This is a genomic window from Enterobacter cloacae complex sp. ECL72, from assembly GCF_019056635.1.
In the GTDB taxonomy this organism is placed as follows: domain Bacteria; phylum Pseudomonadota; class Gammaproteobacteria; order Enterobacterales; family Enterobacteriaceae; genus Enterobacter; species Enterobacter hormaechei_C.
Map to the genome: position 1 here is coordinate 666,989 of NZ_CP077659.1, position 18,668 is coordinate 685,656.

14 protein-coding genes and 4 pseudogenes are annotated in these 18,668 nt (G+C 57.4%); 9 read left to right on the top strand and 9 right to left on the bottom strand.

All coding sequences use genetic code 11. The features are described 5' to 3' along the window. The first annotated feature begins 55 nt into the window (after positions 1-55). Complete coding sequence (locus KTH07_RS03135; RefSeq protein ID WP_015571213.1) at positions 56-1,027, top strand: LacI family DNA-binding transcriptional regulator; 972 nt, start codon at positions 56-58, stop codon at positions 1,025-1,027. On the opposite strand, the gene KTH07_RS03140 is transcribed toward KTH07_RS03135, so the two are convergent. Next, positions 1,028-2,272, bottom strand: a complete 1,245-nt coding sequence (locus KTH07_RS03140) for a mechanosensitive ion channel family protein (protein ID WP_015571212.1) — start codon at positions 2,270-2,272, stop codon at positions 1,028-1,030. A 67-nt stretch (positions 2,273-2,339) separates the two neighbouring features. After that, the gene (locus KTH07_RS03145) at positions 2,340-3,776 is read right to left on the bottom strand and encodes an MFS transporter (RefSeq protein ID WP_023303238.1); all 1,437 of its coding nucleotides are present in this window, start codon (positions 3,774-3,776) and stop codon (positions 2,340-2,342) included. Between the two features lie 107 nt (positions 3,777-3,883). Between KTH07_RS03145 and KTH07_RS03150 the strand changes: the two genes are divergently transcribed. From KTH07_RS03150 to KTH07_RS03160, 3 genes are all read left to right on the top strand, one after another. Beyond that, entirely contained in the window at positions 3,884-4,753 is an 870-nt protein-coding gene (locus KTH07_RS03150) for a helix-turn-helix transcriptional regulator (RefSeq protein WP_023296063.1), read from the top strand. A 139-nt stretch (positions 4,754-4,892) separates the two neighbouring features. Continuing rightward, positions 4,893-5,222, top strand: coding sequence for a type II toxin-antitoxin system RelE/ParE family toxin (locus tag KTH07_RS03155; RefSeq protein WP_017382553.1), 330 nt, complete (start codon positions 4,893-4,895; stop codon positions 5,220-5,222). Next, the gene (locus KTH07_RS03160) at positions 5,203-5,490 is read left to right on the top strand and encodes a helix-turn-helix transcriptional regulator (RefSeq protein WP_015571209.1); all 288 of its coding nucleotides are present in this window, start codon (positions 5,203-5,205) and stop codon (positions 5,488-5,490) included. The genes KTH07_RS03155 and KTH07_RS03160 overlap by 20 nt, the downstream gene beginning before the upstream one ends. Positions 5,491-5,526: 36 nt before the next feature. On the opposite strand, the gene nfsB is transcribed toward KTH07_RS03160, so the two are convergent. The 5 genes and pseudogenes from nfsB to KTH07_RS03185 form a co-directional block, all read right to left on the bottom strand. Continuing rightward, positions 5,527-6,180 carry an oxygen-insensitive NAD(P)H nitroreductase gene (gene nfsB, locus KTH07_RS03165; RefSeq protein WP_003858884.1) on the bottom strand — a complete coding sequence of 218 codons (654 nt, stop codon included), beginning with the start codon at positions 6,178-6,180 and terminating at the stop codon, positions 5,527-5,529. 120 nt (positions 6,181-6,300) lie between these two features. Beyond that, complete coding sequence (locus KTH07_RS03170) at positions 6,301-6,669, bottom strand: MmcQ/YjbR family DNA-binding protein (RefSeq protein ID WP_003858883.1); 369 nt, start codon at positions 6,667-6,669, stop codon at positions 6,301-6,303. Beyond that, positions 6,659-6,976: pseudogene (locus KTH07_RS03175) on the bottom strand (TetR/AcrR family transcriptional regulator); the annotation flags it as partial. The pseudogene KTH07_RS03175 and the gene KTH07_RS03170, both read right to left, overlap by 11 nt. A gap of 147 nt (positions 6,977-7,123) precedes the next feature. Further along, positions 7,124-8,104, bottom strand: a complete 981-nt coding sequence (locus KTH07_RS03180; RefSeq protein ID WP_000019402.1) for an IS5-like element IS5 family transposase — start codon at positions 8,102-8,104, stop codon at positions 7,124-7,126. Positions 8,105-8,172: 68 nt separating this feature from the next. After that, a pseudogene (locus tag KTH07_RS03185) lies at positions 8,173-8,448 on the bottom strand (TetR/AcrR family transcriptional regulator); the annotation flags it as partial. Positions 8,449-8,639: 191 nt separating this feature from the next. On the opposite strand from KTH07_RS03185, the gene KTH07_RS03190 reads away from it, so the two are divergent. Both KTH07_RS03190 and KTH07_RS03195 read left to right on the top strand, forming a co-directional pair. After that, a complete protein-coding gene (locus tag KTH07_RS03190; RefSeq protein ID WP_017382551.1) occupies positions 8,640-9,743 on the top strand; it encodes a RomA family MBL fold metallo-hydrolase in 1,104 nt (367 codons plus the stop codon). Positions 9,744-9,775: 32 nt separating this feature from the next. Then, positions 9,776-10,117, top strand: a complete 342-nt coding sequence (locus KTH07_RS03195) for a RamA family antibiotic efflux transcriptional regulator (protein WP_003858880.1) — start codon at positions 9,776-9,778, stop codon at positions 10,115-10,117. A gap of 106 nt (positions 10,118-10,223) precedes the next feature. Here the strand turns inward: KTH07_RS03195 and KTH07_RS03200 are convergent, their stop codons facing one another. Continuing rightward, complete coding sequence (locus tag KTH07_RS03200; protein ID WP_023303240.1) at positions 10,224-12,368, bottom strand: TonB-dependent siderophore receptor; 2,145 nt, start codon at positions 12,366-12,368, stop codon at positions 10,224-10,226. 123 nt (positions 12,369-12,491) lie between these two features. Here KTH07_RS03200 and KTH07_RS03205 point away from each other — a divergent pair, with 123 nt between their 5' ends. Continuing rightward, positions 12,492-14,060, top strand: a complete 1,569-nt coding sequence (locus KTH07_RS03205) for an alpha/beta hydrolase-fold protein (protein WP_063161960.1) — start codon at positions 12,492-12,494, stop codon at positions 14,058-14,060. On the opposite strand, the gene KTH07_RS03210 is transcribed toward KTH07_RS03205, so the two are convergent. Continuing rightward, positions 14,046-14,294 carry a DUF1158 domain-containing protein gene (locus tag KTH07_RS03210; RefSeq protein ID WP_003858875.1) on the bottom strand — a complete coding sequence of 83 codons (249 nt, stop codon included), beginning with the start codon at positions 14,292-14,294 and terminating at the stop codon, positions 14,046-14,048. The two genes, KTH07_RS03205 and KTH07_RS03210, sit on opposite strands and share 15 nt — an antisense overlap. A 488-nt stretch (positions 14,295-14,782) precedes the next feature. Between KTH07_RS03210 and KTH07_RS03215 the strand changes: the two are divergent. After that, a pseudogene (locus KTH07_RS03215) lies at positions 14,783-17,492 on the top strand (cation-transporting P-type ATPase). Between the two features lie 106 nt (positions 17,493-17,598). Continuing rightward, positions 17,599-18,664: pseudogene (locus KTH07_RS03220) on the top strand (efflux RND transporter periplasmic adaptor subunit). Positions 18,665-18,668: the final 4 nt, after the last annotated feature.

Below are 18,668 nucleotides of genomic sequence, written 5' to 3' on the forward strand. Positions count from 1 at the left end.
GCAATCAATTTATGGTAGCCTGCACAAAACGCTAACCGCAGGATGTATCGTCGCTATGTCAATTCAGAAAATCGCTCAACTGGCCGGGGTATCCGTAGCAACGGTCTCCCGCGTACTGAATAACAGCGATACCGTGAAGGCGAAAAACCGCGAGCGCGTTTTGCAGGCGATCCAGGAGAGTAACTATCAGCCCAATCTGCTGGCGCGTCAGCTGCGCACTGCCCGCAGCTATATGATCCTGGTGATGGTCTCGAACATCGCCAACCCGTTCTGCGCCGAAGTGGTGAAGGGCATTGAAGCCGAGGCAGAAAAGAACGGCTATCGCATTCTGCTTTGCAACTCCGGCTCGGATATTGAGCGCTCCCGCTCGGGCTTAAGCCTGCTCTCCGGCAAAATCGTCGACGGCATTATCACCATGGATGCATTCTCGAAACTGCCGGAGCTGGCCGCGCTGATTGGCAACGCGCCGTGGGTGCAGTGCGCTGAATACGCCGATGCGGGCGCGGTCTCCTGCGTGGGGATTAATGATGTTGATGCCTCCCAGCACGTTGTCAGCCAGCTTGCCGACGGGGGACGCAAACGCATTGCGCTCATCAACCACGACCTCAGCTACAAATATGCCCGTCTGCGCGAGCGCGGCTATAAGAGCGTCATACACCTGCGGGATCTGGATTATCAGGCGGTGGAGTACGCCAGTGAGCTCAGCTCTGGTGCGGGCATGGCGGCGATGCAAAATCTGTTAAAAGCAAACCCGCCGGATGCGGTGTTTGCCGTTTCCGATACGCTGGCGGCGGGGGCGCTGCGCGCCATTCAGCAGGCAGGGCTGCGGGTGCCAGAAGATATCGCGGTGGTCGGCTTTGACGGCACTGAGCTGGCGGAGATGATTTCACTCACCACTATTGAACAGCCGTCGCGGGATATCGGGCGCAAGGCGGTCAATCTGCTGTTAAATAAGATCGACAACCCGGATGCGCCCACGGAAAGGGTCATGATGGACTGGCGCTTTATTTCCCGCGCCAGCTCCTGATTATCTGGCGATGACGCCAGCCAGCGAGCGAATATCGTTTCCGGTTGGCGACTGGTGAATACGCAGGCCAAATTCATCTACCACCGCGAAAATATGATCGAAGATGTCGGCCTGAATATCTTCGTATTCCGCCCAGATCACCGTGTTGGTAAAGGCATATATTTCAATCGGCAGCCCGTTGGCATCCGGCGCGAGCTGGCGCACCATCAGCGTCATATCTTTGCGAATGCGCGGGTGGTTACGCAGATATTCATTCAGGTAGGCACGGAAGGTGCCGATATTGGTCATCTTGCGCAGGTTTAATACCGATTCCCCTTCGCCGTTCTGCTGATTCCACAGGTTAATTTCCTCATGACGCGCCGCCAGATACGGCTTCAGCAGTTTCGCCTGAATCAGTTTCTGCTGCTCCTGCTCGTCGAGGAAATGAATGCTGGTGGTATCGATATTCAGGCTACGCTTGATGCGGCGACCACCGGAGGCGGACATGCCGCTCCAGTTGATGAACGCATCGGACACCAGCGCCCAGGTCGGGATGGTGGTGATGGTGTTATCGAAGTTGCGCACTTTAACGGTGGTCAGGCCGATGTCGGTCACCGTGCCGTTGGCGCCGTACTTCGGCATCTCCAGCCAGTCGCCGAGCTTGAGCATGTCGTTGGCGGAGAGCTGAATGCCCGCCACTAAGCCCAGTATCGGGTCTTTAAAGACCAGCATCAGAACGGCAGCCATCGCACCCAGGCCGCTTATCAGAATGGCGGGTGACTGACCGATCAGCAGGGAGATAATCAGTATCCCCACCAGAATGGCACTCACCAGCTTAACGCCCTGGAATATCCCCTTCAGCGGCAGCTGCGAGGCGGTGGCCATTTTCTGCGACAGATTGAAAATCACGTCCAGCAACGAGAAGAAGGAGAGCAGGGCATAAACCATCACCCACAATTTCGCGCAGGTGGTGAGTAATTCCGCCGCTTCGCTGCCTTTTTGCAGCCACAGAACCGCCTGAACGTTGACGATTATCCCCTGGAGGGTAAACGCCAGACGGTGAAATAATTTGTTCTGCGTAATGATCTGCAACCATAAATGGCTGCTGGCCTGGGCGCGTTTCTCGAATGCGCGCAGCACCACTTTGTGCAGAATAAAATGAACGATAATGGCCGTAAGAAAAATAATACCAAAGATAATCACTAAAGAGGTGGTGTGATTAATTTCAATCCCTAACTCTTCAACCTGAGCAATTAATTCCTGCATAACGTCTCCTGTATTGATGCAGCCCCATAATGGCGGCTGCGGATCTATTATGCAAATTCAGGCAGTTTTATTTTGTCGCCGGACAGGCCTTGACGACCGGTAAACACAGACGATGACGCATACGCAGCGTGACCAGCGCCAGCACCACCATCATGGCCGTTTCCACCATCAGGAAGACGTTGACCGCCTGGGTATAATCTCCGTGATGATTTTGCAGCCCGTGCAGCAAAATCGCGCCGAAAATGGCCGGGCCAAGCCCCAGCGCAGCCTGTTGCAGCGTGCTTAAAATCGCGCTCGCGGCCCCCGCGTCGTCAGGCTGAATATCGCGCATCCCGATACGGTAGAAGCTGTTTACAATCAGCGCCTGCCCGTAACCCACCAGCCCGGTGGCCGGGGCCAGCGTCAGCGCGGTATTCTGCATTCCCCAGTGACGGAACGTGGCGATCAGCGCCACCAGGCCGACAAGCTGAATCGCAAGCCCGGTCAGCAGGATGGCGCTGGTGCTGTAGCGGGCAATCAGGCGTGGGGCGAACCAGGCAGAAATAAAATAGGTGACGCCAAGCGCGATAAAGCTGTTCCCGGACTGCCACGGCGCCATCCCCAGACCGCTTTGCATGGTCAGCGCCATACAGAACATGAACCCGGACCAGACGCTGAAAAAGAGTATCCCGATCAGCACGCCAAAGCGGATGCTGCGCAGCTGTAACAGGCGTGGCGCGATGAGCGGGTGGGCATTCTCACGCTCTTTTTTGCGCGCGTTCAGCACCATCAAACAGCCCAGCGGCACAATCGCCAGCAGTGCGGCCTTCAGCGGCCACGACCAGTGCCACTGCGGGCCGAGCGCCATCGGGAACAGCAGACAGCACAGTATTGCCGTCAGCAGGACAGTCCCGGTCCAGTCAATGCGCGACGGCGTGTCGCGGCGGGTTTCCGGCACGTAGCGACGGCTCAGCGCCAGCACCACCAGACAAATCGGCACGTTGATAAAGAAGGCGTTGCGCCAGCCCAGCCCGGCGATGTCCGCCGACACCAGCCAGCCGCCACCCATCTGGCCGACGATAAACGCAATTCCGCCGATACCTCCAAACAGGCTGATCGCTCTGGCGTGTGCCGATCCTTTTAACGTCACATGCAACGTCGCGAGAATTTGCGGCATGATCAGCGCGGCGCCCGCGCCCTGAAGAATGCGCGCGCCAAGCAACTGTTCGATATTGCCCGCCATGCCGCACAGCAGCGAGGCCAGGCCAAAACACGCCACGCCCCACATAAACAGGCGACGGCGGCCAAGGTTATCGCCCAGCTTGCTGCCGGGGGCCAGGCAGACGGCAAAGGCCACGCCGTAGAGGGCGACGATCAGCTCCAGTTCGGTGGCGGTGGCGTGTAATGAATGGGTGATGGAATCCAGCGCCACGTTGGTGATTGAGGTATCAATCAGCGGCAGCATCTGGCCGGTTAACAGCAGTATCAGGCCCGCACGACCCGGTGAAACAACTGACGTATTCATGGTGACTCCATTGCGTCAAACAGCGTAGAGTCGTAGCATCAACCATCTGATAAACGGGTACCAGTTCTTGCTTATACTGGTACTGACACTACCATGCAGGAGATGTTATGACGCTGATGTCTGAACCTGTCACCTCTCTCCAGGATGACACCCGCAAGCAGCTGGGCGCGTTTTTGCGAGCCCGGCGCGAAAGCCTCGATCCGCAGCGCCTCGGCTTACCGCGCAGCGGCCGCCGCCGCACGCCGGGCCTGCGTCGGGAGGAGGTGGCGATGCTCGCGGATGTCGGCGTGACCTGGTACACCTGGCTGGAGCAGGGCCGGGACGTCAATCCGTCCAGCGCGGTGATGGCCGCCATCGCAAAAGCGCTGCAATGCACCCCGACCGAAGCCCGGCATCTTTTTGTGCTCGCCGGTTTGCCGCCGGGCGAAGCCCCGCAGGCGGTGTGCTGCGAGGGGATCAGCGAAGGCACGCGTCGCCTGCTGGATACCCTGATGCCGAAACCTGCCAGTATTCAGAAACCGAATTTCGATATCGTGGCGTGGAACGACAGCTTCGGCCACCTGATGGGCGTCGATTTCAACGCCATCCCGCCGGAAGATCGCAACTGTATTTACCTGTTCCTCACCCATCCGGCGTGGCGCGCGCGGCTCGGCAAACGTGACGACGTGCTGCCGATTTTCGTCTCCTACTTCCGCGCGGCCATGGCTGAGCACCGTGGCGACCCGCTCTGGGAAGCGAAGCTGGCGCGTTTTTTTGCGGTGTCCGAAGAGTTCAAAACCCTGTGGCACCAGCGTAACGACGTGCGCGGCGTGGAGAACCAGCTCAAGCTGTTCACCCATCCCGAGCTGGGGGATTTTCATCTCCAGCAGATGTACTGGTACTCCGCGCCGCGAAACGGATCGCGGCTGCTGGTCTATTTACCCGTGGATGAGGCAGGGGAGAGGGCGATGGCGTGGCTGGCGGAGCAGGGGAAATAAGTTTTTTGCGAGGGGCTTTCAGGGAATCAACGCGGATCCGGTCCTGCCTGGAATAAGCTGGTAAGGTGAATCACGAAAGGCAAAATTAGCCTTTAATGCAAATTGCCTTACATGCTAATATTATCAGGGATGAAATACAGTGTTCAGACTTATCGTTCATGCGGCAGTCAGGGAGGAGATCCTCTCATTGCCTGCGGGAGTACAGGCGAAGCTGATTCGCCAGCTTGATAAATTACGCAACAACCCGACAGTATTGCGTGAACCTGACAGCAAACCCTTACCCAATGGTTTGTTCGAAATCCGAACCGTCGGGCTGATCCATACTCGTGGGATCTACGTTTATCAGCGGGAAAGAACCATTTTTCTGCTGCGGGTGTTTATCAAGAAGACGCAAAAAACGCCCTCTGCTGAACTCCGTCTGGCACTGAAACGACAACAGGAGATGTTGGATGAGCAAAAAGATTATTGACTGGGACGAACTCAGAGCTGAACTGTTAAGCGATTCAGAAGTTCAGGCTTCCTTTGATGCAGAAGAGCGCAAGGAACGCCTGCGGGAGATGCTGGCGCAATGGCGCAATCATGCTGGTCTGACGCGCGCCCAGGTGGCGGAGCGGATGGGCGTCAGCGCACCGACGGTATCACGAATGGAAGCAAATATTACCCGGGCGAGTCTCGATACATTAACGCGTTATGCGCTGGTGTGCGGGGTAAAGCATCCGCAGATAACGCTTTACTGAAAACGGGCACGCCGATAGCCGGCGTGCCAGAAGCGCTTAGCATTCAGTCACAATCGTGCTCAGCGGCAGGCGAGATTTCGGCAGCGTGGCGTTGAAATCTTCCACGCTGTGATGCCCGACCGGGACCACCACCAGGCTGGTGAAGCCTTTCTCTTTCAGGCCAAACTCTTCGTCGAGGATCGCGGCGTCAAACCCTTCGATGGGTACCGCATCCAGGCCCATCGCGGCCACGCCCAGCAGGAAGTTGCCGACGTTCAGGTAAACCTGCTTCGCCATCCACTGGTCGTCATCTTTCAGATCCACGCGGTGCATGTCGGCAAAATAGCAGCGGCCTTTGTGGTTCGCGGCTTTTGCTTCTGGTGTGGCGAAACGGCCGTCAGCCTCTTCCTGATCGACAACGCGCTCAAGCCAGGCATCGTCCATCGCGGTTTTCGCGCAGAACACCACCACGTGAGAGGCATCCAGCATTTTGCGTTCGTTAAACACATAGGTGCCCGCCGCGGATTTTGCCACGCGCGCTTTACCCTCTTCAGTGCTGGCAACAATAAAGTGCCACGGCTGGGAGTTGGTGCTGGACGGGCTGTATTGCAGCAGCGTTTTGATTTTTTCCGCTTCTTCTGCGGTCAGTTTTTTGGCTGGGTCGAACGCCTTGGTAGAGTGGCGTTTCAGGGCGACAGAAATAATATCCATAACAACTCCTGGTGATGAAATTCGCCCGCGGGCGGGCGTGAAAGGAAAGCAGATTACCGCGCGAAGCGGGAAAAGATAAGTGCGATTCGAGCGCTTATTCTGTTCGTCTCAGACGAACAATCAGGCTGGCCGAATCCACTTCTGATCTTTTTTCGGCAGTTTATCAACGACCAGATTCCACGAATCCGTAATCAGGTCGGTGACCAGTTCAGGCGTGATGTCGTCCGTGCCATAAAGTGAGATCCAGTGTTTTTTATTCAGATGGTAACCGGGCTCCACGCCACGGTAGATCTGCTGATTGAGCAGCGATTTTTCCGGATCGGATTTCAGGCTGACGTGGGCCCGACCGTGTGCGGTCGCCATCAGCATAAAAATTTTCCCGCCCACCTTAAACACGTCATACTCCGGGCCAAACGGCCAGCAATGTTCGGTAAAAGGCATCTCCAGCGCGACGCGTCTGGCATGTTCCTGCAAGGATTTACTGTCCATGGTTATCTTCCTCAGCAAGCCCGCGCCACATGGCTTCAAAGCCCAGCGCTTTAAAATCGACGGCACGGGACGGATCGCGGGCGGCAAACTCCATGGTGGTTTCAGCCAGCGATAAGAACATTGCATCACCGAAGGTCTTAAACTCGTCAGACATAAACACCGGGCGGATCGAACGACGACACAGTTCATGCAGTTCCGGGAACATGTCTTTCACCGCCTGCTCGGTTTCGGCGTTCAGCTTTTCACTGACGCCAATCTGGCGGATAGCCGCATGCGCCAGGGGGTTACGAATGCCCCAGTCTACATAGGGAAGGTGCGAATAAGCGGGGAAATTCTTCTCGGCTGACTCAGTCATTTCATTTCTTCATGTTTGAGCCGATTTTTTCTCTCGTAAATGCCTTGAATCAGCCTATTTAGACCGTTTCTTCGCCATTTAAGGCGTTATCCCCAGTTTTTAGTGAGATCTCTCCCACTGACGTATCATTTGGTCCGCCCGAAACAGGTTGGCCAGCGTGAATAACATCGCCAGTTGGTTATCGTTTTTCAGCAACCCCTTGTATCTGGCTTTCACGAAGCCGAACTGTCGCTTGATGATGCGAAATGGGTGCTCCACCTTGGCCCGGATGCTGGCTTTCATGTATTCGATGTTGATGGCCGTTTTGTTCTTGCGTGGATGCTGTTTCAAGGTTCTTACCTTGCCGGGGCGCTCGGCGATCAGCCAGTCCACATCCACCTCGGCCAGCTCCTCGCGCTGTGGCGCCCCTTGGTAGCCGGCATCGGCTGAGACAAATTGCTCCTCTCCATGCAGCAGATTACCCAGCTGATTGAGGTCATGCTCGTTGGCCGCGGTGGTGACTAGGCTGTGGGTCAGGCCACTCTTGGCATCGACACCAATGTGGGCCTTCATGCCAAAGTGCCATTGATTGCCTTTCTTGGTCTGATGCATCTCCGGATCGCGTTGCTGCTCTTTGTTCTTGGTCGAGCTGGGTGCCTCAATGATGGTGGCATCGACCAAGGTGCCTTGAGTCATCATGACGCCTGCTTCGGCCAGCCAGCGATTGATGGTCTTGAACAATTGGCGGGCCAGTTGATGCTGCTCCAGCAGGTGGCGGAAATTCATGATGGTGGTGCGGTCAGGCAAGGCGCTATCCAGGGATAACCGGGCAAACAGACGCATGGAGGCGATTTCGTACAGAGCATCTTCCATCGCGCCATCGCTCAGGTTGTACCAATGCTGCATGCAGTGAATGCGTAGCATGGTTTCCAGCGGATAAGGTCGCCGGCCATTACCAGCCTTGGGGTAAAACGGCTCGATGACTTCCACCATGTTTTGCCATGGCAGAATCTGCTCCATGCGGGACAAGAAAATCTCTTTTCTGGTCTGACGGCGCTTACTGCTGAATTCACTGTCGGCGAAGGTAAGTTGATGACTCATGATGAACCCTGTTCCATGGCTCCAGATGACAAACATGATCTCATATCAGGGACTTGTTCGCACCTTCCATAGCTGTTCCAGATATTGCGGGTATGCTCTTTTGGCTCGGTGATGGTGCGATCGAGATTCGCCAGCATGGTCTGGCAGAGATCCTGCTTCAGATGCAGGTAGAGGGCATTCAGCAGATCGTCTTTGGTAGCAAAGTAGCGAAACAGTGTCCCTTCAGCGACGCCCGCATTACGGGCAATTAACGCCGTTGAGGCGGCAATACCTGACTGCGCAAACGCAGCCGTTGCTGCTTCCAGTAAGGCCTGTTTTTTATCTTCACTCTTCGGACGTGCCACTAAATTTTTCCTCCCGTCAATTGTAAAAGCCCTGATTGAAACACGAGCCTTGATACGCTGCAACGCGGAATGTCAAAGAACGAAAACCTTCTTGACGGCGTAATCATCCTATCTATAATGAGTGCTTACTCACTCATAATCAAGTGTCACCCGCGCAAACCATCGGATGGGGCGCGTAGGCGGGTCAGGAAATGAAAAAGCCTCTATTCATCTGCGTGGTGTTAGTCATGATTATTGCTTCAGCTGCCAGTTTACCGTTTGTACTGAATGCCGGATTTGGCCAGCCACCGCAGGGTGCGCAGCTCTCTGAAGTGGAAGCCTCTCCGCACTATCGCGACGGGCAATTCCATAACACGCTCCCTACGCCGGGCTTTACCGGGCAACAAAATATGCTGGTGGCGTGGTGGCAGTTCCTTACCCGTAAAACCGAAAACGCCCGTCCTGCGCAGCCGCTGCCGCTGGTGAAAACCGATCTGGCGAGCCTGTCGCCTGAACAGGACACGCTGGTGTGGCTCGGCCACTCCTCCTGGTATATGCAGCTGGCGGGGAAACGCATCCTGATCGATCCGGTTCTGAGTAGCTACGCCGCACCGTTCTCCTTCCTCAATAAAGCGTTTGCGGGGGAGTACCCGTGGCGTGCGGAGAGCATGCCGGAGATCGACCTGCTGATTATCTCCCACGATCACTATGACCATCTGGATTACGCCACCATCAAGGCGCTGCTGCCGAAGGTTAAGCGCGTGGTCACCCCGCTGGGCGTGGGGTCGCATCTGCGCTATTGGGGGATGAACCCTGAGATTATCGACGAGCGGGACTGGAACCAGTCGGTGCATATCAGCGATACGCTGACGGTGCACGTTCTGCCGGCGCGCCATTTTTCCGGGCGCGGCATTAAGCGTAACCAGACCCTGTGGGGCAGCTTTATGTTTGTCACCCCAGAGCGAAAGGTCTACTACAGCGGAGACTCCGGTTACGGCCCGCACTTCAAAGCGATTGGCGAGCAGTTTGGCGGAGTTGACTTAGCCATCATGGAAAACGGCCAGTACGACCAGGACTGGAAGTACATCCATATGCACCCGGCAGAAACGGCGCAGGCCTCGGCAGATCTCAATGCCAAAGCGGTCGTGCCGGGACATAACGGGCGTTTTGTGCTGGCGAAACATACCTGGAACGATCCACTGATCCAGCTGGCGAAAGCCAGTAAGGATAAAAACTACCGGCTGCTGACGCCGGAGCTGGGCGAGCCCGTGCGGGTGAGTGATACCACGCAACAATTTCGCGAGTGGTGGGAATAATGTTTAAGCGAGAAGCAGAGGGGGAGAGCAGTATGACGATTTCCGCTCAGGTCATTGATACGATTGTCGAATGGATTGATGACAATCTACACCAGCCGTTACGCATCGAAGAGATTGCCCGCCATGCGGGTTACTCAAAATGGCATTTACAGCGGCTGTTTATGCAGTACAAAGGCGAAAGTCTGGGGCGCTACATCCGCGAACGCAAGCTGCTGATGGCGGCGCGCGATCTGCGTGAGTCAGACGAGCGCGTGTACGATATCTGCCTGCGCTACGGGTTTGACTCGCAGCAGACGTTTACCCGCATCTTTACCCGCACCTTCAACCAGCCGCCCGGGGCGTATCGCAAAGAAAACCACGGTCGGGCGCACTGAAAAACATCCCCTCACCCTAACCCTCTCCCCAAAGGGGAGAGGGGACGATTACACCCTCGCCCCTTTGGGGAGAGGGCCGGGGTGAGGGGATCAGACAGCACCATGCTTACCAGCTGTAATTCACCGTCGCCGTCACCGTCCGGCCAATCCCGTAGAAGCACGCCGTATCGCTTGCGCATGACGCCACATACTTCGTGTCTGCCACGTTATTGACGTTGAACTGCACGCTTGCCCCTTTCAGGCTGCGGTTCATCTCGCCCAGATCGTAGCGCAGCATCGCGTCATACAGATCCACCGATGGCACCTTGAAGGTGTTCTTCGCATCGCCGTAGCTGGTGCCGATGTAGCGCATCCCCACGCCAGCGGTCAGGCTCTTCAGCGCTCCGCCCGGAACGGTATAGCTGGCGAACGCCGATGCCATATGCGCTGGAATGCGCGCAGGCGTTTTGCCTTCAGTTCCCGCCACCGTGGTGCTTTCGGTTTTTGCATCGGTGTAAGTGTAGGAGCCAATCAGGTTGATGTTATCCATCAGCGTGGCGTGGATTTCCGCTTCAGCGCCTTTCGAACGCACCTTGCCCGCATTTTCGAACCAGCCTTCAGCGCTGTTATAGGTCGCTACGTTGTCCTGAGTCAAATCGTACAGCGCCAGGGTCATCAGCGTGGTGTCGACCGGCTGATATTTCACGCCAATCTCGGTCTGCTCCCCGGTAGTAGGCCTGAATGGCGCAACGCCCGGCGCACGGTTGGTTTGCAGGTTCGGTTCAAACGAGGTGCTGTAGCTGATGTACGGCGACAGGCCAGAATCAAACGCGTACAGCAGGCCAGTGCGCCAGGTAAATTTGCTGTCGTTCTGCTGCGTAAAGCTGTTGTCGGTGTAGTCGTTAGTACGCACTTCGCTCCAGTCGTAGCGCCCGGAAACCAGCCACTCCCAGTTGTTCCAGCTCATCTGATCCTGAAGATACAGGCCCATCTGGTCGAGATTTTGCTGCTCGTCGGTGGCCGTTTTGAAGGTACTTTCATCCACGTTCACGCCGTAAACCGGGTTTGTCCAGTCGAGGTCATACTGTGAGCCGCTCCCGCGCGCCAGCAGCTGTTTATCCTTACTGGTCTTGTAATCAAACCCGCCGAGCAGGGTGTGGTTGACGCTTCCGGTCTCCAGCAGATATTCCAGCTGGTTATCAAGGCCAAATTCGTTGGTCGTGCGCTCTTCACGCTGGGCGCGACGGGTCAACACCGTGCTGTTGGCCGCGCTGTTGGCGTAAACCAGATAACGATATTTCTGCTTGATGGTGGCGTAACGGGCGTTCTGGCGGAAGGTGAGGTTGTCGGCGAACTGGTGTTCCAGCTCGTAGCCAATCATCGTCTGCTCGCGCCAGGATTGATTGTAATTCGGATCGCTGACGTTAAAGTCGCGCGGGATGTACTTCCCGTCGGCACTTTTCACCGTGCCATACGCGGGCAGGAAGTTGCGGTATCCGGCATCCGGATCTTTCTGGTAGCTGGTCAGCAGCGTAAAGCGGGTCTGATCGTTCGGGTACCAGGTGATCGCCGGGGCGATCGCCATCCGCGTCTCTTTATAATCGTCCACCTGATTATGCTGCGTACGGGCGATACCGTTCACGCGATACAGCACGCGGCCGTCGTCGCTCAGCTTGCCGCCGAAATCAAACGCACCTTCGGCGAGATCGTTATTGCCGGTGCGGAACTGCACGTTGTGAATGGCCTCCGCCGTCGGGCGCTTGCTGGTCATACTGATTAACCCGCCCGGATTCACCTGTCCAAACAGCACCGACGCCGGGCCGCGCACCAGCTCCACGCGCTCCAGCAGCCACGGGTCAACTGTGCCCGTCTGTGAGGAAGCCGTTGCGCCAAAGCTTAAGCCGTCGAGGAATTTCGGCACGTAGCTAAAGCCGCGCACAAACACCTCGTCGTTACGGTTAGACGAGCCCCGGTACTCGGTAAACACGCCCGCCGAGTAGCGCAGCGCCTGCGAAACGGAGGTGACGTCCTGCATGTTCATCTGATCGCGGGTGATCACCGATACCGACTGCGGTGTCTTCACGATCTCCGCGCTGGTCTTGGTGGCGGAGAGCGTTTTCGTCGCCACAATGCCTTTTACGGGCGCAGTGGGCTCTTCACTCACGCCCTGCGTCACCGTAATCGTTTCTTCTTTCGTTTCTGCCTGAGCCGCGACGCTGGTCGTCGCCAGACTCAGCAGCCAGAGCTGCATTATCTTATTATTTTTAAACATTTTTATTGAACATCCTTGGTTGCTATCGCCATAAAAACACCGGTAAAACGCCGTTGATGATATTGCAAATTATTACCATTTGCATTAGCGTTGTTAACAAATTTCGTTGGGGAACAAGCGGTAATGAAGAGGGTATGGAGTGGGTTGCTGCTGGGGATCGGCGCGCTGCCCGCCGTGGCGGCAACGTGCGAGCAGTCGTCCCGGCAGGGCGATGTTCAGGGAAAGTTTGATGCCAGCGGCGAAGTCTGCTTCTCCCTGCCCGAGCTGGATGAAAATTACGTTTCCGCCACGCTGCATGGCGTGACGGATGCGCGCCTGCTGGATGGGCAAAACCGTCGCATCCGCACGCTGATCGAAAACGGTCCTGCGGACGGGGAACACACGCTGCTGTTTGCCCTGCCGGTGAAACAGAACACCTCGCTGGTGCTACACGGCGAAGCTGGCAAGCCGTGGCGTTTTCAGTGGCGGATGAAAGAGACCTCTCCGTTACCACGCGTGCAGATGCTGGCGCCAGAAAGCCCGACGCTGAAGGCGCTGGCAAACGTCATTTCTGCCGGTGGAAGTACCGAGGCGTTCTGGCAGGCGCAGCGTCGACAGGGAACGCCGATGGTGGAGCCGGTAGATGCGAGCCATAAGCGGGTGACCTTTCTGTGGCGCGGCGCGCGGGATAACGTCTTCATTCTCGGCTCTCCGGCGGGGGATCACGATCCGCTGTTCCGTCTGGGCAACAGCGACGTCTGGTTCAGCAGCTACGTGGTCCCCGCTGATACGGTGATGCAGTACAAGCTCGCCCCCGATGTGCCGATCGTTGAAGGCTCTGCCCGCGATCAACGCCGCGCCATCCTGGTAAGCGCGCAGGCCGATCCGCTTAACCCGAATAGCTTTGGGGAGCAGAAGACCGATCGCTGGAATCGCTATTCTCTGCTCGATCTCAGCCCGGCGCGCTACTGCTCCGTTCGGGCTACGGCACAGCCGCTGTTACACGGGACGTTGAGCCGCCAGAGGCTGAGCAGCAACATCCTCGGCAATGCCCGCGACGTGATGATCTACCAACCGCGCGGCGCACAGCCTGCACGCTGGACGCTCATCCTTTTCGACGGACAGGTTTATCAGGACGAATACCATTTTGCCAACGTGCTGGACGGTCTGATTGCCCGACATCACCTGCCTCCGATTAACGTGGTGTTTATCGACAGCCTCGATCACGCCCGTCGCGGCAACGAGCTGCCGCCGAACCCGGATTTTGCTGACTTTATGGCGCACGAGCTGCTGCCGTGGCTGCGGGGGAAGGGCATCGGCATGCAGCGGCAGAAAACCGTACTGGCAGGATCAAGCTACGGGGGAATTGCCTCTTCATGGGTGGCGCTGCGCTATCCGCGCCTGTTTGGCAACGTGCTGAGCCTTTCCGGTTCTTACTGGTGGGCACCAGAAGGTGACGCTCCCGGCTGGCTGACGCGTCAGTACCAACAGTCTCCACCGTATCCGGTGCGCTTCTGGTTACAGGCCGGGAAGTTTGAAACCACGGGACCGGGCGGCGGCATCTATCGCACCACGCAGGATTTTGAACAGGTGCTGAGGAATAAAGGCTACCGCGTCAGCTTCCACCCCTCATCCAGCGGCCACGACTACGCGGCCTGGTGTGAAGCGCTGATCCACGGGATGCGCGATCTCACTGGCTTACGACGCCAGTGAAAACCAGCGGCGCCAGATGAAACGCAGGATAAAGAATTCGATGGCGCCGAGCACCAAAAACCACAGACAGAACAGAATGGTGTACAGCTGATTCAGATCGACCATATGAAAGGTCTGAACCAGCTTCTGCGCCAGCACCAGACCCAGCGACGGCGCGGGTAACAGCAGGCAGGAGAGCAGGGCCATCAGCAAAATGCCCCCTGCGGTGAGCAGCGATTCTAACGGGTGTTTCATCGTAATGTTAATCGTCAGTTAAAAATGTCATTGTCCGGCATCCTGAAACGTAAAGCAATATCATCCCCGCTGGCAAAATTGGGTAAAAGGCCACCGTTATTCTGCGAATTAATAACAGAAAATAGATAATATTTTCGGGGCGATTAAATTAATATCGCGTTATGTAAATAAACGTCTTTCTCACGAAAATAATTTTACAAAGCTATAGGTGCTATATCCAATTAACGTCGCAATAACAATGGCTGCGACAATGTATAACGCCAGACGCCGTCCGCGATAAATACCAAACATGCTTCCTCCTCGTTTAGTGTTGGTTTAGAAATATTTTGTAAAAATCAACGCGTCGAAATAATTTTAATCAGTTTTGAATAACCGGGTAGTCAATATATTGCGGTAGATCAATTTAACCCGCAAGACTTAAAAATGAATTATTTAAAGCCAGAAAGGAATTCCGGCTTCCGTCCACCGGATATTGAAGGAAAAATACCATGACCAAAAAAAATTTCTCGCAGAATATGCCACCCGCAGGCGGGCAGGCGTACCAGCAGACCGTAGAGCAGGTGCTTGCTCAGGCGCAGAGCCAGGCTAATGGCCTGGACCGTGCCGAGGCGCAGGCGCGTTTACAGAAGCATGGCCCGAACGCGCTGCCGGAGAAAAAAGGCAAGCCGGGCTGGCTGCGTTTTCTCGCGCATTTTAACGATGTCCTGATTTACGTCCTGCTGGCAGCCGCCGTATTAACGGCAGTAATGGGACACTGGGTTGATACGCTGGTTATTCTGGGCGTGGCGGTAATCAATGCCTTAATTGGCCACATTCAGGAAAGTAACGCGGAAAAATCCCTGAAGAGTATTCGCAATATGCTCTCCAGCGAGGCGCGCGTTATTCGTAACGGCAACCATGAAACTATCCCGACGACGGAAATCGTCCCGGGCGATATTATTGTGTTGCGCGCAGGAGATCGTATACCGGCGGATATGCGCTTAATCGAAGCGCATAATTTACGCGTGGAAGAGGCAATTCTGACCGGTGAATCCACCGTGGTGGATAAACACACGAACCCGCTGAACGGCGAATTACCGCTGGGCGACCGCACGAACCTGGTCTTTTCCGGTACGACGGTAAGCGCGGGCGGCGGCGTTGGCGTGGTCATTGCCACGGGCCAGGAGACCGAACTCGGCCACATCAACCAGATGATGGCGGGCATTGAAAAACACCGCACCCCGCTGCTGGTGCAGATGGACAAGCTGGGTAAAGCGATCTTCGCCATCATTCTGGCGATGATGGCCGCGCTGTTTGTCTTCAGCCTGGTGTTCCGCGAGATCCCGATGGGCGAGCTGCTGCTCTCCCTGATTAGCCTGGCGGTAGCCTCCGTACCGGAAGGTCTGCCAGCGATTATCTCCATCATCCTCTCGCTGGGCGTACAGGCGATGGCGCGCAAGCGGGCCATCATCCGCAAGCTGCCGACGGTTGAAACCCTGGGCGCGATGACCGTGGTCTGCTCGGATAAAACCGGCACCCTGACCATGAACGAGATGACGGTGAAAGCCATCATCACCGCCGACACCTGCTATCGCGTGGACGGCAACAGCTACGAGCCGGTGGGCAACATCTACCTCGAAGGCAGCGACGAGCCGGTGCAGATCCAGCCGGGCACCGTGCTGGAGCAGTATCTGCGCACCATCGACCTGTGTAACGACAGCCAGCTGATTCAGGACGAGCGTGGCCTGTGGGGCATCACCGGCGGGCCAACCGAGGGCGCGCTGAAGGTGCTGGCGGCCAAGGCCCACCTCGAGCCGGTCGTGACCACGCTGGTTAACAAGATCCCGTTCGACTCTCAGTACAAGTACATGAGCACCCACTACCAGATTGGCAGTGAGGAGCAGATTTTGATTACCGGCGCGCCGGACGTGATTTTCGCCCTGTGTGAGCAGCAGCAGACCCGCAACGGTGCGCAAGCCTTTGACCGCGCGTACTGGGAAACGGAGATGGAGCGCTATGCGCGTCAGGGGCTGCGCATGGTCGCCGCGGCGTTCAAGCCAGCGAACGGCGAGCAGGCATTAACTCACGACGACCTGAGCCACGGTCTGATCTTCCTCGGCATTGCCGGGATGATGGATCCGCCGCGTCCGGAAGCGATTGAGGCGATTAACGCCTGCCAGCAGGCGGGGATCCGCGTGAAGATGATCACTGGGGATCACCCGCAGACGGCGATGAGCATCGGCCAGATGCTGGGGATCACCAACAGCGAGCAGGCGGTTACCGGCTACCAGCTGGAGAAGATGGACGACGCCGAGCTGGCGGAAGCGGCGGTGAAGTATGACATCTTCGCCCGTACCAGCCCGGAGCATAAGCTGCGCCTGGTGAAAGCGTTGCAGGACAAAGGCGAAATCGTCGGCATGACCGGTGACGGCGTGAACGATGCCCCGGCGCTGCGCCAGGCGGACGTGGGTATCGCGATGGGCATCAAAGGCACGGAAGTGACCAAAGAGGCGGCGGACATGGTCCTGACGGACGATAACTTCGCCACCATCGCCAGCGCGGTGAAAGAGGGACGTCGCGTTTACGACAACCTGAAGAAGACCATTCTGTTCATCATGCCGACCAACCTGGCGCAGGGGCTATTGATTGTGATTGCGCTGCTGGCGGGGAACATCATTCCGCTGACGCCAGTGCTGATCCTGTGGATGAACATGGCGACCTCCGCCACGCTCTCCTTCGGCCTGGCCTTCGAGGCCGCCGAGCGCAACATTATGCGCCGCCCGCCGCGTCAGACCGGGCAGCACGTGATGGACGCCTACGCCGTCTGGCGCGTGGCCTTCGTCGGCACCATGATTGCCATCGCCGCCTTTGCGCTGGAAGCCTGGCTGGCCCCGCGCGGCCACAGCGCGGAGTTCATCCGCACCGTGCTGTTGCAGATGCTGGTCTGCGCCCAGTGGGTATACATGATTAACTGCCGCAACACCGACGGGTTCTCCCCTGAACCGCGGCCTGCTGGCGAACAAAGGGATCTGGCTGGTAACGGGCGTACTGTTCCTGCTCCAGGCGGCGATTATCTACCTGCCGTTTATGCAGATGCTGTTCGGCACCGAAGCGCTGCCGCTGCGCTACTGGTTCGTGACGCTGGCGGTGGCGGGCGTGATGTTCTTCGTCGTCGAAATCGAGAAGCGACTGACCCGCAGGTTCCGTAAGGCTGCATAACCTTTTGCCCTCACCCTAACCCTCTCCCACAGGGAGAGGGAACTCTGACCTCCCTCTCCCTGTGGGAGAGGGCCGGGGTGAGGGAAAACAACGCCGAGGTACTCCCATGAAATTCCCACTCCTGTTCGCGCTCCTCGCCTGCACCCTGCCACCCGCATTCGCCGCGGCCATTCCCGTGCGTGTCGCCACCGTGGAGCAGACCGCCCACGCCGCCGAGCGTCAGATCCCGGGTCGCATTGAAGCTATCCACACCGTTGAACTGCGCGCCCGCACGGAAGGCGTCATCACCAGAATCCACTTCCGCGACGGGCAGTACGTGAAAAAAAGGCGACGTGTTGTTCGAACTGGACGACGCCGAGCCGCGCGCCGCCCTGCGTCTGGCGCAGGCCGAAGTGAGAAGCGCCGAAGCCACGCTGCGTCAGGCGCAGCAGCAGCTGTCACGCTTCGAAAGCCTGGGCAGCAGCAACGCCATCAGCCGCCACGACGTGGACAACGCCCGCATGCAGCGCGACGTAGCGAGCGCCGCGCTGGAGCAGGCGAAAGCCCGGCTCGACACCCGCAGCGTCACCCTCAACTACACGCGCATTACCTCACCGATTGACGGGCGCGTGGGGCACAGCAACTTTCACGTCGGCAGCCTGGTGAATCCTGCCAGCGGTGTGCTGGTGGAGGTGGTACAGCTCGATCCCATCCGCATTGCCTTTGCGCTGGAAGAGGGCACGTTTGCCACTAAAGCCGGACAGCATGCGGATATCAGCGCCATGAAGCAGGCCTGGCAGGCGCTGATTGACAGCAACGGCCAGCGCATCAGCGGGGAACTCACCTCCGTGGACAACCGCATCGACCCGCGCACCGCCAGCGTGATGCTGCGCGCCGAGTTCGCCAACCCGCGCCATCAGCTGCTGCCCGGCGGCAACGTGAACGTCTACCTGCGTCCGTCAAGTGAGCAACCAGTGCTGACTCTGCCCGCCGCTGCCGTACAGCAGAATGGCGACGGGTTCTTCGCATGGGTGGTTAACGCCGAGGATAAAGCCGAAATGCGTCCGCTGAAGGTCGCCGTACAGATCGGCCAGCAGTTCCAGATTGCCTCCGGCCTGAAGCCCGGTGAGCGAGCGATTACTGACGGTGCGCAGCGCGTGCAGCCAGGCGTTGCCGTCCAGATACTGAATTAAGGAG